Origin of the sequence: Cohnella algarum (assembly GCF_016937515.1) — a bacterium.
Lineage (GTDB): Bacteria > Bacillota > Bacilli > Paenibacillales > Paenibacillaceae > Cohnella > Cohnella algarum.
This window is the reverse complement of sequence record NZ_JAFHKM010000002.1, coordinates 1,880,005-1,895,311: the sequence shown is the minus strand read 5'-3', so window position 1 is coordinate 1,895,311 and position 15,307 is coordinate 1,880,005. Positions and strand designations below refer to the sequence as shown.

The 15,307-nt window shown below is 59.7% G+C and carries 12 protein-coding genes and 1 pseudogene; 2 read left to right on the top strand and 11 right to left on the bottom strand.

Translation table 11 applies throughout. The annotated features are described in order from the left end of the window. Positions 1–10: 10 nt before the first annotated feature. The 9 genes from JW799_RS08600 to JW799_RS08560 all read right to left on the bottom strand — a co-directional run bounded on the left by JW799_RS08600 (position 11) and on the right by JW799_RS08560 (position 10,955). Entirely contained in the window at positions 11–1,231 is a 1,221-nt protein-coding gene (locus JW799_RS08600; RefSeq protein WP_240353205.1) for an acyl-CoA dehydrogenase family protein, read from the bottom strand. 27 nt (positions 1,232–1,258) lie between these two features. Beyond that, the gene (locus JW799_RS08595) at positions 1,259–1,654 is read right to left on the bottom strand and encodes a hypothetical protein (protein WP_080832132.1); all 396 of its coding nucleotides are present in this window, start codon (positions 1,652–1,654) and stop codon (positions 1,259–1,261) included. Between the two features lie 709 nt (positions 1,655–2,363). Continuing rightward, the gene (locus JW799_RS08590; RefSeq protein WP_205429410.1) at positions 2,364–2,738 is read right to left on the bottom strand and encodes a hypothetical protein; all 375 of its coding nucleotides are present in this window, start codon (positions 2,736–2,738) and stop codon (positions 2,364–2,366) included. A gap of 33 nt (positions 2,739–2,771) precedes the next feature. After that, positions 2,772–3,674: an aldo/keto reductase gene (locus JW799_RS08585; RefSeq protein WP_080832133.1), complete on the bottom strand. Its 903-nt coding sequence runs from the start codon at positions 3,672–3,674 to the stop codon at positions 2,772–2,774. A gap of 190 nt (positions 3,675–3,864) precedes the next feature. Further along, the gene (locus tag JW799_RS08580) at positions 3,865–6,933 is read right to left on the bottom strand and encodes a hybrid sensor histidine kinase/response regulator (RefSeq protein ID WP_205429409.1); all 3,069 of its coding nucleotides are present in this window, start codon (positions 6,931–6,933) and stop codon (positions 3,865–3,867) included. A gap of 138 nt (positions 6,934–7,071) precedes the next feature. Then, positions 7,072–7,842, bottom strand: a complete 771-nt coding sequence (locus JW799_RS08575; RefSeq protein ID WP_205429408.1) for an ATP-binding cassette domain-containing protein — start codon at positions 7,840–7,842, stop codon at positions 7,072–7,074. A 24-nt stretch (positions 7,843–7,866) separates the two neighbouring features. Next, entirely contained in the window at positions 7,867–8,646 is a 780-nt protein-coding gene (gene ssuC / locus JW799_RS08570) for an aliphatic sulfonate ABC transporter permease SsuC (RefSeq protein ID WP_205429407.1), read from the bottom strand. Next, complete coding sequence (gene ssuD / locus JW799_RS08565) at positions 8,618–9,805, bottom strand: FMNH2-dependent alkanesulfonate monooxygenase (RefSeq protein ID WP_205429406.1); 1,188 nt, start codon at positions 9,803–9,805, stop codon at positions 8,618–8,620. The genes ssuC and ssuD overlap by 29 nt, the downstream gene beginning before the upstream one ends. A gap of 73 nt (positions 9,806–9,878) precedes the next feature. After that, the gene (locus JW799_RS08560) at positions 9,879–10,955 is read right to left on the bottom strand and encodes a sulfonate ABC transporter substrate-binding protein (RefSeq protein ID WP_205429404.1); all 1,077 of its coding nucleotides are present in this window, start codon (positions 10,953–10,955) and stop codon (positions 9,879–9,881) included. Between the two features lie 243 nt (positions 10,956–11,198). Between JW799_RS08560 and JW799_RS08555 the strand changes: the two genes are divergently transcribed. After that, positions 11,199–12,398 (top strand): helix-turn-helix domain-containing protein, encoded by a 1,200-nt coding sequence (locus JW799_RS08555; RefSeq protein WP_205429403.1) that lies wholly within the window; start codon positions 11,199–11,201, stop codon positions 12,396–12,398. Positions 12,399–12,500: 102 nt separating this feature from the next. Further along, a pseudogene (locus JW799_RS08550) lies at positions 12,501–13,177 on the top strand (YdeI/OmpD-associated family protein). 158 nt (positions 13,178–13,335) lie between these two features. Here the strand turns inward: JW799_RS08550 and JW799_RS08545 are convergent. Continuing rightward, entirely contained in the window at positions 13,336–13,761 is a 426-nt protein-coding gene (locus JW799_RS08545) for a hypothetical protein (protein ID WP_080832137.1), read from the bottom strand. A gap of 52 nt (positions 13,762–13,813) precedes the next feature. Beyond that, positions 13,814–15,196 carry a DUF2252 domain-containing protein gene (locus JW799_RS08540; protein WP_240353204.1) on the bottom strand — a complete coding sequence of 461 codons (1,383 nt, stop codon included), beginning with the start codon at positions 15,194–15,196 and terminating at the stop codon, positions 13,814–13,816. Between the last annotated feature and the right edge of the window lie 111 nt (positions 15,197–15,307).

Below are 15,307 nucleotides of genomic sequence, written 5' to 3'. Positions count from 1 at the left end.
GGCCGTCCGTTCAGGGCCGCTCCCCCCGCGCCCGCTCGATTTCGGCGATCGCGTGCTGATGCAGCACGCGGAGGGCGCTGTCCTCCATCGGCGGATTGCTAAGACCGAACCTTACGTCCCGGTACAGCCGCTGCAGCGGGTGGGATAACGCGAGGCCATGAGCCCCCGCGATGCGAAGCGCCTTGTCCACGACCGACAGCGCCGTCCGGATGGCGAATACTTTGACGGCGTTCAATTCCGGTATCCACTGCCGAGAATCGGCGACGGGCTCATCCCAGCGGGAAGCGACGGAGTAGAGGAAGTGCCTCGCCGCGGAAAGCTCCAGATCGATCTCCCCGATCAGCTGGCCGATGTTCGGCGCGTACAGAATCGGCCGGTCCAGCGAATTCGGCTGATAATCCGCGGCAAAGGCGAGCGCTTCCGCCCTCGCCGCCAGCGCGATGCCCAGGTAACAGGCGGGAATATGCAGGAGGAAGGGACTGGCGGACTGGCCGTCCGAATCCGCGTAGCGATGGACAAGCGCTTCGGCCGGCACGCGGACGTCCTCCAGTACGAGATCGTGGCTTCCGGTGCCGCGCATGCCCATCATGTTCCAGGTCGGATCGACCGAGACGCCGGGCGTCGACATCGGAAGCAGGAAGTCCGCCTTCGTCCCGTCCTCCTGCAAGGTTGCCGTTACGATGACGAGATCGAGCACGGGCGACAGCGTCGTAAACGTCTTGCGTCCGTTCAGCGCATAGCCTTCCGCCGTCGCGACGGCCGACGTAAGCATCTTCCCGCCTCGCGACGGACTTCCGGAGGTTTTCTCGGTAACCGCCCGGTTCGTCAAGGCACCCGTTGAAACCGCGGCCCGGAAAAGCTTGCCGAGCGCTTCTTCCTTCCAGGGCCTTTTGTGCGCCAGATCGTAGACGATGCCAAGGTGCCAGCCTATGCCCAACGCGATCGCGGGATCGCCTTGCGCCAGCCGCTCCTGGTACAGCACGAACTCGTAAAGCGTAATCCCGGCTCCGCCGTATTCGGCCGGCACCGTCCAGCCCGGATACCCCGCTTCCTTCAATTTTTCGATATGGCCGAAGTTGAAGCCGTTTTCCTCATCCGTTTCGTGAGCGCCCCGCTTCATTTCATCCGCCAGTCTTCCGACCAGCTCGAGACGCTCCCGCTGCGCTTCCGATTTCGCGAAGCTGACGTTCATCCGCATGACCACGCCTTTCGTTCCGCAGGGCTCGTTCATTCCAGCCGGACTCATTCGATTTCGAGCCTACACCTCCGGCGGTCGTTCGTCAAGGCGGGCCTCGACCGGCACTTTGTACAAAACATATTTTGCCGTCCAATTCGTTCCCGTTACGATCGTCCGCCCGTTCTTTTGAAAAAAGAGGCTGGAGCCCTCATCGTAATCATATGTATATCCCCGGCTTTCCATATGGTCGATCACCCGGTTTCTTCCGTCCAGCCGGTTCCCTTTGTGGCCCAGCCAATAGAAGCTGCCGTCCGACGCCAATTCGATCAGCTCGCCTCCGCTATTTTCCAGCTTTTGAATCGCTTCCTTTTTCGAACCTCCGTCGTAGGGAAGGTCCGGGTAATAAGCTTTCCCGAAATACACCCAAAAACCCGCGAACGCCATGGCTGCCCACAGCCCGACGGTTACCCTGAACAAGATCTTCCTTACTCTTTCGATCCCCGATCACATCCCGCGCCAGAATAGATATGCTCTTTAACCAGTATAGATTTGCTCTTTAAATGGACGCTTCAAATTCACGGGGGGTTGCAACTCGCCGGACGTGGCCTGGTGGAGGGGGACACTGGCGGTTCGTCCCCAAGTAGCGTTTTCGCGTTTTCGCGTTTTCGCTCGGATCATACGGTACGATAAAAAAATGCACCGTCATAGGCACGGAAGCACCAGATGAAGGGGGAGGGTGTACGAAATATCATACAAAAGCGTGCACAGAACCGCCTGGCGGGGCGATTTTGTAGGAAAAATCGTACAAATACCACCGGGAAACGGCAAATGCGAGGGGTTTTGTACGAAATATCATACAAAAGTGTTCATAGAACCGCCTGGCGGGGCGATTTTGTAGGAAAAATCGTACAGTTGCCACCGGGAAGCGGCAAATGCGAGGGGTTTTGTACGAAATATCATACAAAAGTGTACGCAGAACCGCCTCTCGGGGCGATTTTGTAGGAAAAATCGTACGGGTTCATGGATAAGCGGATGGATGGTGCGGTTGCCCCTCGCGCATTCCGTCACGTTACAATTGGAAAGAGAGGTACCGCCACTCGTTGGAATCCCCCTTTCGGACCACATGCAGCTCCCAGCGGCGCGGCGTTCGCTATTTCGAGACCATATACTAGGTTGCCGCCGCCGATTAGGCTTCGTTGGATTTTGTCCAGCGAAAAGAGAGGTTTTCGGGCTCCTCGCCGCCCCGGTTGGATTTCATCCAATCAAGGGACGCCTTTTGGGGCTTTTTATCCGGAATCCCCATTCCCCGTTGGATAAAATCCAGCGTAGCCTGCTTCTCTCGCCTTTTTCGCTCTGCCGGTTGGATAAAATCCAACGAAGGCGAAGAAGGGAGGGGGTCGGGTTTGGGTTCGGAGTTTGGGTTCGGAGTTTGGGTTCGGAGTTTGGGTTCGGAGTTTGGGTTCGGAGTTTGGGTTCGGAGTTTGGGTTCGGAGTTTGGGTGAAAGAACCCTAACCCTCCAGGCAAGTGCAAAAGCCGCAAACCGTATTCGGCTTGCGGCATTCGGCCTCGACCCCCTATGCTCGCCGCCTCCAGTCAGCGGTGCAGCGCGTACACGTTCGCCTTGCTGAGACGGTGCACGGTCCGCACCTCTTCCTCCGTCAGCTCCGGCGCGTTCGCCGCCGCGACGTTCTGAAGCAGCTGCTCGCGCGAGCTGGCTCCGGGGATGGCGACGGCAACCGCCGGATGGCTCAGCGAATAGCGGATGGCAAGCTGCGTGAGGCTTCTTTCCGGCGTCGTTAGAGCCTCAAGCCCGTCGCGAAGCGCGATCAGCTCCGGGAGCTCGTAGTCCGGCACGCCTTTGACGGGCTGCCGATTCGCCGCAAGCGCTCCGCTCGCAAGCGGACCTCTGGCGATGACGCCGATCCCTTTTTCCTCCAGCAACGGCAGCACGGCCTCTTCGGCCCGGCGGTCTACGATGCTGTACGGGTTCATGACGCTGACCGCCGAAGAGCGCGCCGCATATTCCCGAATGACGTTCGGGCGGATCGAGGAAATCCCGTACTCCCGGATGACGCCTTCCCGCTTCAATTGCTCGAACGCCTCGATCGTCTCGTCGATCGGATCGTCGATCGTCCCCCCATGAAGCTGATACAAGTCGATGTAATCCGTGCCGAGTCTGCGCAAGCTCTCTTTAACGGCCGACAGAATATGCTTCCTTGACGGATCCCAGACCCAGCCGTCCTGCCCGGCGATCCGGCGGTTGCCAACCTTCGTGGCCAGCACCACCCGATCCCGCCGGCCCCGGATCGCCTTGCCGACCAGCTCCTCGTTGCGTCCTCCGTCATACAGATCGGCAGTATCCAAAAAATTGACGCCCAGCTCCAGCGCCTCGTGGACAAGCGCCGTCGCTTTCCGTTCCTCCGTGCCCAGCGACATGCAGCCGAGCCCGATTTCGCCGACGATCAGTTCGGAAGCGCCCAGACGATTTTTTTTCACGAGCGGCCGTCTCCTTTGCTTCGAGTTTTTTGATCTGCTTTAAGCTTAGGAGGTTCGTCGTCTCTTTGCAACTCGCCGGAACCCCGCTGCGCGTATGCGGCCGTCATTCCTTTTGTTTGCAAGCCCCGGGAAAGCCCCCGACCCGGAAAGCCACGATCCGGAAAGCCACGATCCGGAATTTGCCTCCAGTTCAAGGCTTCCCCGCCCTGATCGTGACGGTCGTGCCTTGGCCGGGCACGCTCGCGATGTCCAACCCCCGGCCGTAAATTTGCTGCAGACGTCGGTTCGTATTGAGCAGCCCGATGCCTCCGGCCCTCCCGGGCCGATCCTCCAGCATATTCGTCAAAATTCGCTTTTCGATTCCGACCCCGTCGTCCGAAACCCGAATCGCGACGTGATCCCCGTTATCCCGCGCTTCGATCCGCACGGTCCCGCCTTCGGTTCGCTTTAAAACGCCGTGCCGAACCGCGTTCTCGACTACCGTCTGCACGGAAAGCGGAGGAATGAGGGGGGAGAGAAGGTTCTCCGGAACTTCCCACCGCACGCGGAGCCGCTCCTCGAAGCGTTCCCTTTCGATGTAAAGATAAGCCCTTACCAGCTCCAGTTCCCTTCCCAGCGGGACGACCCGTTCGGAATTGCGGAAATCGAAGCTCGCCTGCAGATATTTGCCGAACACGTCCAGCAACGAACGCATTCTCGCCGTATCGATCTCGCTAAGCGCCGCGATGGAATTCAGCGTGTTGAACAGAAAATGCGGCTGAACCTGGGCCTGCAGCCAGGCCGCTTCCATCCGAAGCCGTTCGCCCGCCGTAAGCTTGAGTTCGGTCAGCGCGCGAACGCGGTACTGCAGCTCCAGCATGTCGGCCGGCTTGACCACGTAATCGTTCGCGCCTGCCTGGAATCCGGCCGCGATATCCTCCGGCTGGCTGCGGGCGGTCAGCAGCAGCACCGGCAGCTCGGACATCGAGAATCGCCTTCGGATGTTCCGTGTCAGCTCGTACCCGGACATGCGGGGCATCATGACGTCGGCCACGACAAGATCCCACTCGCCGCCGGCGATAAGCTCCAGCGCCTCGTGCCCGGAATAGGCGGTGGCCACTTCGTACCGGTTGCCGGGCAGCATCCCTTGAAGGATGCGCAAGTTGACCGGGTCGTCGTCCACGACGAGCACCCGCGGCATCCGTTCGCCGTACTCGGCCGCCGCGGCGATCTGCCCCGGGCCCGGCAGGGCTTCGGAATCCGCATTTGCCAAGGGCGTCTGCCACCGGATCTCGACCGGATACGTTGCAGCGTCCGTCCGACCCGACTCTGGAGCGAGGGGCAGCGTAAGCCGGAAGGTCGACCCCCGGCCCGGCTCGGATTCCGCCTTCAGCGTCCCGCCATGCAGCTCGGCCAGCTGCCGGCTGATGCTCAAGCCCAGCCCGATTCCCCCGCCGATCGCCGTGAGGCTGGAGTCGACTTGCTCGTATGGCCGAAACAGCCTCTCCAGATCTCCGGGCTCGATGCCGATTCCGGTGTCTTCGACTTCAAGCGTCGCCGACTCCCCCCGAATGACGCCGCGAATCGTCACATGGCCCTCCGTCGTAAATTTGAGCGCATTGTGAAGCAAATTGAACAAAATTTGGACGAGCCTGTTTTCATCCGCGAGAATCGGAGGGAACGATTCCGGAATTTCGTTGCGCAGCTCGACCGCCTTGCCCTCCATCATAAAGCCCATCATATCGATCACTCCGGCGGCCGCGGCCTGCGCCCGCACGGCTTTCGGTTCGAGCCGCAGCCCCTTCCCCTGCAAACGGTCGTAATCCATGAGATCGTTCAGCAAAATCGACATGCGCCTGCCCACGGTGACCAGAAGCTCCAGCTTTTCCTTCCCGGCGGGATGAACGCTTTGCTCCTCCAGCACGCTGCGGGCGATATTGATCATCCCGTGCAGAGGATTGCGGAGTTCGTGAGAGGTGTTGGCAAGAAAGTCGTTCTTTTGCTTGTCCGCTTTCTGCAGCTCGGCAGCCAGCCGCGCGGTCTGCTGGGAACTCCGGAAATACAGCCTGAACCAATAGGAGGCGAAGGAAAAAAAGACGACGATCAAGTCAAGCGGATAGAAATGCAGCGAGCGAAAGTCGGGGGTAAACAGATTCATCATTCCCCAACTCAGGTTAAAGACCAGGGCGACGGAGCCGAGCCATAAAAACATCGCGTCGCTCTCGACCGTCAGCATCGCGCGCCAAGTGATGACCGGTACATACAGAAAGCCCGCGAGCAGTATGGGAAGAGTCGCCTGATCGACCAACGGCACGTAGGCGGTCGGCATCAGGGCGACCGCAACCGTCAAGCCCGCCGTAATCGCCCCGTAATAAATATGCCACGGCCGCTTCTGCAAATTCGGATATAGCCGCTGGACGAAAAGGATGAGCAGCGCCGCCGCCCATAAATAGCTCAGCGTGAAAAGCCTCATGCTGATTTCGTAGGGCAATTTCAGCCAGGTGACGAGCAATTGGTCATCGGTAACGAGCACCGTCAGACTTGCTCCTACCATTAACAAGGCCAGCAAAAGCACCGCCCGGTGCCTCGCCCCGATGAAATAGAGAATGAGCGCATAGATCACGTGAATGATCAGGACGACGCAGACGAACAGCTGCATCGCGATGGAAAATTGTTTATGCCCAACGACCTCGTCTTCGGTTCCGAATTGAACCGAGCCGAGCAGCCCCCCCGCGAACGCATTGCCGAAATTCGCGACATGGATCACGATTTCCGCTTCCGGCCCATCGGCCGTGAAGGACACGGTATACGGGCCCTCGAAAGCGTCGGTTTCTTCGGCCGTCGTTCCCGGCGTTCCCGCCGCCCCGAGCTTGACGCCGTTCACGAACAGCTCGGAAGCCGAAACCGAACTGGGCATCGCCACCGCAAGCTCCCGTTCGGCCGAATCGCCCAGCCGAACGAGGAGCCGGAAGGAGCCGTAGCCGATCGTCCGGTCCGGATCGTCGAAGCTGCCCTTCCAGGAGCCGGGGAGGGCAACCGGAACTCCCCCCGCAGGCGAAGCGCCGCTCTCCCGCATCAAAAACCGGTCGGGATAAAACATCCATTCCCCGTCCAGCAAAATCGGGCCGTTCAATGAAACGCCGCGAAGATCGAGCACGCCTTCCGCCGCAAGGGGACGTTCGGACGGCATGCTGCTGGTGGCTACCCAGGCCATCCGAATCCCCGTCAGGACGAGCAAAAATAAGGCCGTAATGATCAGAATGCGTTTTTTCGTCATCATGATTAGTGCTATTCGACAAATGACGACGGGAATCCTTCCCTTGCGGCTTCATTCGCGCCGGCTCAAGCCGGCGCTTCGACGGCGAATCCGCCCGGAATGAAGGAAAGGGGAACCGGGACGAAACGGCTGAATCGAAGGTTAAATCGAATAGGAAAGCTTTTGGTTACGCCTGCGTTCCGAGCCGTCGCGCTCGAGAATGCGATCCAATATGAACTTCTCGAAATAAATAAAACCGCTGTCCCGCTCGCGCGGGCGATCGAGCGAAATGTCGACGTCCAGCGCAATCCGGCCGTCCTCGATGAGGATAACGCGATCCGCCAGCGCGACCGCCTCGCTTACATCGTGCGTGACCAGCACCGCCGTAAATCGCTGCTCTTCCCACAGCCGCTCGATCAGCCGCTGCATCTCAATGCGCGTTAACGCATCGAGAGCGCCCAGCGGCTCGTCAAGCAAGAGCAGCCTCGGCTCTCCCGCCAGCGCCCGGGCCAGCGCGACCCGCTGCCGCTGGCCGCCGGAAAGGACGCCGGGCCATTCATCGGCGCGATCGGCCAACCCGACCTGCCGGAGCGCCTCCAGCGCGAGCTCCCGGCTGCCCGATTTCACGCCGACCTGCACGTTCGCGACCGCTTTTCTCCACGGCAACAACCGCGCGTCCTGGAACAGCATTCTCGCGTCGTCCCGCACTCCGCGTATTGCCGCGCCGTCGATTGCCAGCTCCCCGCCGCTCGGACGTTCAAGTCCGGCGATCAGCCGCAGCAGCGTGCTTTTGCCGCATCCGCTCCGCCCGACGATGGCGACGAACTGGCCGGCGGGAATGTCCAGATCAATTCCGCGCAGCACGTTTTTTTCCCCGAACGTTTTCGTTGCCGCCCGAATGCGGAGCCCGGCTCCCGTTTGATTGACTCTCATCCCGTTCCCTCCCATGCCATCCCCTTACGGCTTGGCATAATTTGGATTCCACCGCAGCAGCCGGCGCTCAAGCAGCTTGGCCGCCGAATCCGACAGCTTCCCGAGAATCGCGTAAATCAGAATGGCGAACACGACGATATCCAGTCTCATGAATTCCCTGGCGTTCATCGCCATGTAGCCGATGCCGGAATTGGCCGATATCGTCTCGGCTACGATGAGCGTCAGCCACATGAAGCCGAGCGCATAGCGAAGGCCGACGAGAACGGAGGAAAGCGCCCCTGGCAGGATCACCTCGCGATAAAACGCGAAGCCCCGAAGCCCATACACTTTGGCCATCTCGATCAGGCCGGGATCGATCGAACGAATGCCGTGCAGCGTGTTCATATAGATCGGGAAAAACACGCCGAGCGCGACCAAGAAAATTTTCGCGGTTTCGTCGATTCCGAACCACAGAATGACAAGCGGGATGAGCGCGAGATGGGGCACGTTGCGGACCATCTGCAGCGTGCTGTCCAGGAAGCGAAACGAAACCGGGGACAAGCCGTTGAGCAGACCGAGAATGAAGCCGATGCCGCCCCCGATCCCGAGACCGATGAATGCCCGTCTCGTGCTGTCGAGAATATATCGGAAAATCTCGCCCGACTTCGCAAGAGAAAGGCCGGCCTCCGCCACTTGGAGCGGGGTCGGCAGCGTGCGGGAAGAAATATAGCCAAACTGGCCGAGCCATTGCCAGACCACGAGGACGAGAATCGGGAAATAAAAAGGAGCGAACCGGTTATACGCGAGCTTGACGATGAAGTTCATATGCCGTTCCCCCATCCCCCATGACGGTTCGTTTGCCCGGGCGTTTGTTGTACGCGATCATCTCTCCCGCGGCTTCGATCGGCGCCGAGCGGTCCTGTTCTTCTTGAGGCTTCAGCGGCAGCAGCGGGAACAGCAGCTCGGCCGCCCGATAGGCTTCCTCCAGATGAGGATAACCGGACAAGACGAACGTCTCGATGCCGAGCTCGCGGTACTCCTTCATCCGGGCCGCCACCGATTCCGGATCGCCGACGAGGGCGGTGCCCGCTCCCCCGCGAACGAGTCCGATGCCCGCCCACAGGTTCGGCGCGATGATGAGCGACGACTTGTCGCCCTTGTGCAGGTCGGCCATCCGCTTTTGCCCGACGGAGTCGTACCGGGCAAAAATGCGCTGCGCTTCCGCGATCGTTTCTTCGTCCACGTAGCGGATCAGCCGGTTGGCGGCAGCCCACGCTTCTTCCTCCGTTTCCCTGACGATCACGTGCAGGCGAATGCCGAATCGGACCGTCCGGCCTTTCGCTTCGGCGAGCGCCCGCACGTCCGCAATCTTCTTGGCGACCTCCTCCGGGGGCTCTCCCCACGTCAGGTAAACATCGACGTGATCCGCCGCGATCCGATGGGCGGCGGGCGAGGAGCCTCCGAAATAAACCGGCGGATGCGGCCGCTGGATCGGCGGGAACAGCAACTCACTCTCCTCCGTCCGCAAGTGCTTGCCTTGATAGGACACCCTCTCGCCCTGCAAGAGCTTGCGCCAGATCGTCATAAACTCGTCGGTCTGTTCGTATCTCTCGCCGTGCGGGAGGAAAATGCCGTCCCCGGCCAGTTCGTGAGGGTCCCCGCCCGTCACGACGTTCACGAGCAGCCGGCCGCCCGACAGACGGTCGAAAGTGGAGGCCATCCTGGCCGCGACGGACGGCGACATGAGCCCCGGGCGCACGGCGACGAGGAATTTAAGCCGGCGGGTGGCCGAGATCAGCGACGATGCCGCGATCCAGGCGTCCTCGCAGGCTTTGCCCGTCGGGACGAGCACGCCGCGATAGCCGAGCCGGTCGGCCGCCTGCGCGATTTGGCGGATATAATCGTAATCGACGGCGCGCGCGCCTTCCGACGTTCCCAAATATTTTCCGTCCCCGTGCAGGGGGATAAACCAGAAGATTTCCATCGCCATTCTCCTCAATCCCGGGAAGGGTATGATTGACTGCGCTCTCGGCCGTATTCCGACGTCCGTGCCGCGCTCACTCGACGATCCCCTCCCGGATATCGATTTTTTCCGGAATCAGCTTCAGATCGAAAAACGCGTCGGCGATTTGCTGCTGCGCCAGAACGATATCGTCCGTTATCGGCTCGACGCCGAACCCACGGTGGGACAGCGCCTGCTCCAGCGAAGGAACCTCGAGGCCAAGATCCGGCGCAAGCAATCCGGCCACTTCGGACGGGTTCTCCGCCGCCCACCGGTCGGATTCCCGGAGCTGCTCCAGCAGTACGTCCAGCGCCGGCTTGTCGTTTTCATAAAATGAATGGGTGGAAAGATAAAATTCGTAATTGTTCACCAGTCCTTCGCCGTCCGCCAGCACGCGGGCGTTCGTCGCCAGCTGCGCCGCGGAGTAGAAGGGCTCCCAGATGACCCAGGCGTCGACGCTGCCGCTTTCGAACGCGGCTCTCGCATCGGCCGGGGGGAGAAACACGACCTCGATATCGGAGTATTCCAATCCTTGCTGCTCCAAATATTTCACGAGCAGGTAATGGACGTTCGAGCCTTTATTCAAGGCGACTTTTTTGCCTTTCAGATCCGCTCCGGTCTTGATCGGGGAATCCTCGGGAACGAGAATGGCCTCGGCCTTCGGACTCGCCGGCGAATGGCCGAGGTAGACGAGCGGCGTCCCGGCCGCTTGGGCGAAAATCGGGGGAGCTTCGCCCACGTTGCCGAAATCGATGCTGCCGACATTAACGGCCTCAAGCAGCTGAGGACCCCCGGGAAACTCGGTCCATTCGACCTTGTAGCCGATTTCGGCCAGCTTTTCCTCCAGACCGCCCCGAACTTTCAAGATGTTGATCGAAGCGTATTTCTGATAGCCGATGCGAATCGTTTTGTTCGACTCCGCGGCTTTGCCCGCTTCCCCGCTCGGGCTCGCTTCGTCCGGGCCCGCCGCCGGCGACGAGCTCGCGCCGGGGCTCGGGCCGCCGCTTGCCGAACCCGCCCCCTGATTCGCGCCGTTCGATCCGCATGCGGCCAGCAGCGTCAGCGCCATGACCGCCGCCACCCACAACATTCCGCTCGCGAGGATGCCCTTCTTTCGAATGCGTCTTTTCATTCTCTCACTGCCCCTCATTGCTTTTTGAATACTCACAATTCCAAGCTATTTACTTAGTTTTGTTGTCAAGAAATTACCATCGCCCGTTATCGAGTGTCAATACGATGAGGAGAAATGAGGAAAATCGAAGCGCAATGAGAAACCGCGCATTGAAATATCGGCTTCCGCCCCTTATGATAAGGATAACTGATAAATCCCATAAATTTAGTTTGTATTAATCCGCGTCAAGAGGAGCGACCCCGCATGTCCAACGCGAGATTTGATCTGATCAGCCTTCAGGAAGCCATGGACATTTTGGGCGTCAGTCGAGCCACGATCGATCGGTGGCGCAAGGAGAAACGGCTGCCCCACATCAAAATCGGCAAGGAAATCTGGATCGACAAAGAAAAGCTCCGGGCATGGGTTCATCTTCACTCCCGGCAAGGCAACGAGAATGGCCCGAAAAACGGTGCCGAACGCACGGTCACTGTCGGTTATCAAAGCGGGGCCGCCTTGTTATGGAGCACCCTTATCATCAAAAAGGAGGGATTGTTCGAAGACGAGCTGCGGCGGATAAGCCCGTCGACCCGCTATCGCGTGAATTGGCTCAATGCCCCGAACGGCATGGAGCTTGTCGAGAAGCTCATCGGGGGAACCGTGAACATCGCGGCCGTCGGAGACTATCCGTTGATTGCCGGCCGGGCGCTGAGCCATCTTTTGCCCCGGTTTCGGCCATTGTTTCTGGCGTTCGACGGCAAGGCGCGCAACGGCGGTGGAATCGCCCTTGTCGTCCCGGCCCGGAGAGCGGCGAGCCGCCCGGATGAGCTGGCCGGATCGGCCATTTCCACGGTCGGCCATTCCAGCGCCTCCTTTCGGCTGCAGCAGTGGATGAACGCGCACGGCTTATCGACGGAACCGATCGTCCACCGGACGATGCGGGACTGTCTGAACGGCGTCCTCTCCGGCCATGTCGGCGCCAGCTTTATGTGGGAGCCCTACCCGAGCTGGGCGCAGTCCGTCGGGGCGGCCGTGTCGTTTCCGTCCGACGGGATCGGCGGCGATTATTTAACGGGGCTCGTGGCGGACGGAAATTGGGCGGATCGCAACGAAGATGTCGTGATCGCCTATTTGAAAGCCCATCTGCGCGCCCATGCGTTCATGCGCAGCGAACCCGAGAAGGCCTCCGCCATCATCTCCGAAGCGAGCGGCTTCCCGCACCCGGTCGTGGCCGCCCTCATTCCGCGAATCCGCTGGGACTCTTCCCTGTACGGCAAGGATCTGCATACGTTAAACCGTCTGGGCGACAGCCAAACAGGATGGCTTTCGGCGGTCAATGCCCGCGAATCCCGACCGGGGTTCGACTATGGCATGCCTTATTTGCAAATGGCGGCGGAAGCGCTCGGACTCCCGATTCTGCCGGATGCGCCCCTGCCCGGAGAGTGGTCCGACGAGGCCGTATATTGAACGTTTTTGCCGTACCGGCGGAAATCGCCGGTTTCCCCGCCCTTCGCCCGAGTTATAATAATAGCGAACGCATGTTGAGCACACGAAGGGAATGAGGCGCGCATGGGAAAATCGATCGTCGAAAAGCTGGGCCTGCATAAATACGCGCGGGCCGCTATCCTGCATCAACCGGAAGGCACGGATTATTTCGCGGGAATGGCCGGCTACGACACGGCTCTCGGAGACGAACCGTACGATCTTATCTTTGCATTCGTACTGGATATGGAGTCGCTCAAAAAGCTGACGGATGACGTGATCTCGAACGGGCGTCTGAACCCGGACGGATATCTGTTCGCTGCGTACCCGAAGAAAGGCAACAAAGTTTATCCCTCGTTCATTCACCGCGACGATTTGTTGTCGGGCCTGAACAGCGACGAGGAAGGCTATCTGGGAAATAGCGATATCAAATTCGCGCGCATGGTGGGGCTGGACGACGTGTTTACCGTCGTCGGCTTCAAAGAGGATGCCGCGGGCAAAGGGAAAACGGCCTCCAAGGCCAGTCAGCGGGTCGGCGATTATATCGAGCTGATTCCGCAGATCGAAAAGGATCTGGAGGACGAGCCGGCTCTGCTTGCCTTTTACCGGTCGCTGACGGAAGGCTACCGAAGGACTGGGCGCGTTACGTGTACAGCGCCAAGCAGGAGGCGACCCGATCGAAGCGGCGCGAGGAAATGAAGGAGATTCTGAAGGCCGGGTACAAAAGCCGGGAGCTGTACCGGCAGGACCAGGCCGGGTCTTGAACCGTTTGGTCCGCGAAAGAGCCGGAAGCTTCGCAACCGAAGAGAAGGAGAGACGGGCGCCAGGGCCTGCCTCTCCTTCTTTCGTATCGCGGGAGTTTACGGTTCGGGTTTGCCGCGGCGCTTGCCGCAGGCCGGCTCCGTCAACCGGCTCGTCCGCGCTATCGGCGCGCCGAGGACGGGTCCAGAATAAGCTGCATCCCTTCGACCTTCAATTGTCCCATGCGCGCCACCCAACCCATGAACGCCTCGAAAATATCGTCGGAGTATCCGAAAAGCTTTTTCATCTCGCCCGCGATTCTCTGTTCCTCATCGTTAAACGTGCCATCCGCGAAAATAAGCAGCAGCACCTCCGCGAAGAAGATGTTCTTCACCTGCTCTTCCTTGACGCAGCCGATCATCTCGGCGAGAGTCCGCTCCCGCTTGCCCGCATCCGGCTCCCAATCCTCCATGCCCAATTCCAGCTTCCAGGAACGAATGTAATTCCATTCGTTGCGGTTGACGAACCCGTCCGACGTCGCAACCCGATGCGCCAGTTCCAAAAAAGCCTCTTTATGTTCGCGATCCTCGATAAAATGCAAAAACATGTCGGCAACTCCTCATGAAATACTGGTGTGGTGTACTCTCGGTCCCTTTTCTTCAATTCCGCTTCCGGCGCGGCTTTTCCGCCTTGACCTGCCCGCGTTGCTCCAGGGACTCGCTCCACTCCGCGAACAACGCGTAATCCTCCCGCACCTGGTACGCATAAGATAGCGCCCTGTGGGCCACATAATCGCAGAAGGCGGCGGTATCCTTGCCGATCGCCCGGGCGATTTCGTCCTCGCTGTGATAGGACAGAATGCCGTCCTCCACGTCCGCATCCGCGCGGGCATGCATCTTGGCCGTGATCCGGCCCATGCACTCCGCGGATTTCTGCCAATCCTTCGGTTCCGCGAGTTTGCTCGCCTTCAGCTTCTTCTTGTACGGAGACCGCTCCCTTGCGTAAAAATGCCGTCCTCCGAGCGTCAAGCACCCGAGAAACGGATCCGCTTCATGATGCATCGCCTGCTGGGTCGTGATGACCCGCTTGCCCTGATGCGCGAATGTTTCCCAGAACGATTCATTGTAAGGCATGAAGTAGGCCGGCACCGGCGCCCGTACTTCCTTGATCTCGATAATAATATCGTCAAGCCCTTGATGCCCGGCGTTTCCCTCCATCAGAACGTAGAATCGGTCCAGGCCGATGGAAGCCGTGCCGGAACCGTGCTTCACCGCGATATCCTTCACTTGATAGAAAGACTCCGGCAGGCCGCTGCGAGAGGAAACCTGGCCCACGTAATCGGCCCAACCGTTCATGACGAGCTCCCGCTCCTCTTCGGTCGGCTTCTGAATCTCCTCGGACCAGCGAAAAACCCGGCGCCCCTCCTCCAGCTCCGTAATGCCCTCGACCAAGTGGCTGGCCGCAAGCTTCTCCGTTTTCTTCAGCAGCTTGCGGATCGGGCCTTTCGTCGTCTGCTCGCCGAAGACGAGCGAGCGGGGATCCTCCTTGCGCTCGGCATACTTCCGGATCTGATTGGCGTAAGCGGACAAGTAGGCGGACACCGCATCCATCTGCTCGCCGGCCGACAGTTCTTTCTCGGACATCGCCAAAAAAAGACTGACGGACATGCGCAGCACATCGTACAAATAGGAACCCGTGCAGCCTTCGTCGAAATCGTTTACGTCGAAAACGATGCGCCCCTTTTCGCTTCGAAACGCGCCGAAGTTCTCGAAATGCAGATCGCCCTGTATCCACGTCGGCCGCTCCGGATCGCTGTGAAAGGGAAACCATTCTCTTCCGACGTCGAAGTAAAACAGGTAAGCGCTCCCCCGGAAAAACAGATAGGGACTCCCTCTCATTTTCCGGTATTTCGCCATGCGTTTGTCATGGTCGAGCCCCATGATCCCGCCGTCGAATTCCTCCAGCACTTGCGCGATCGTTTGCCCTCGCAATTTCAGCTGCGTATGTCTGACCTTTCCCGTCAGTTCGTCGCCTATCGCCAATTTGCGCCCCCCGTTCCTCGCCGGAAACAGACAAAGGTTTCCGTTTTTCGGTATCGTTTTCTGTATTATAACAAAATTTAACGCACATTTATCCATTCTTCGCAACGGTAT

What these genes read in the sequence shown, in the direction of transcription:
- JW799_RS08575 (WP_205429408.1), bottom strand. Translation starts at nt 7,842, where the DNA reads ATGAGAGTCAATCAAACGGGAGCCGGGCTCCGCATTCGGGCGGCAACG.
- ssuD (WP_205429406.1), bottom strand. Translation starts at nt 9,805, where the DNA reads ATGGAAATCTTCTGGTTTATCCCCCTGCACGGGGACGGAAAATATTTG.
- JW799_RS08590 (WP_205429410.1), bottom strand. Translation starts at nt 2,738, where the DNA reads ATGCCGCAAGCCGAATACGGTTTGCGGCTTTTGCACTTGCCTGGAGGG.
- JW799_RS08600 (WP_240353205.1), bottom strand. Translation starts at nt 1,231, where the DNA reads ATGAACGAGCCCTGCGGAACGAAAGGCGTGGTCATGCGGATGAACGTC.
- JW799_RS08580 (WP_205429409.1), bottom strand. Translation starts at nt 6,933, where the DNA reads ATGATGACGAAAAAACGCATTCTGATCATTACGGCCTTATTTTTGCTC.
- JW799_RS08545 (WP_080832137.1), bottom strand. Translation starts at nt 13,761, where the DNA reads ATGTTTTTGCATTTTATCGAGGATCGCGAACATAAAGAGGCTTTTTTG.
- JW799_RS08555 (WP_205429403.1), top strand. Translation starts at nt 11,199, where the DNA reads ATGTCCAACGCGAGATTTGATCTGATCAGCCTTCAGGAAGCCATGGAC.
- JW799_RS08560 (WP_205429404.1), bottom strand. Translation starts at nt 10,955, where the DNA reads ATGAAAAGACGCATTCGAAAGAAGGGCATCCTCGCGAGCGGAATGTTG.
- ssuC (WP_205429407.1), bottom strand. Translation starts at nt 8,646, where the DNA reads ATGAACTTCATCGTCAAGCTCGCGTATAACCGGTTCGCTCCTTTTTAT.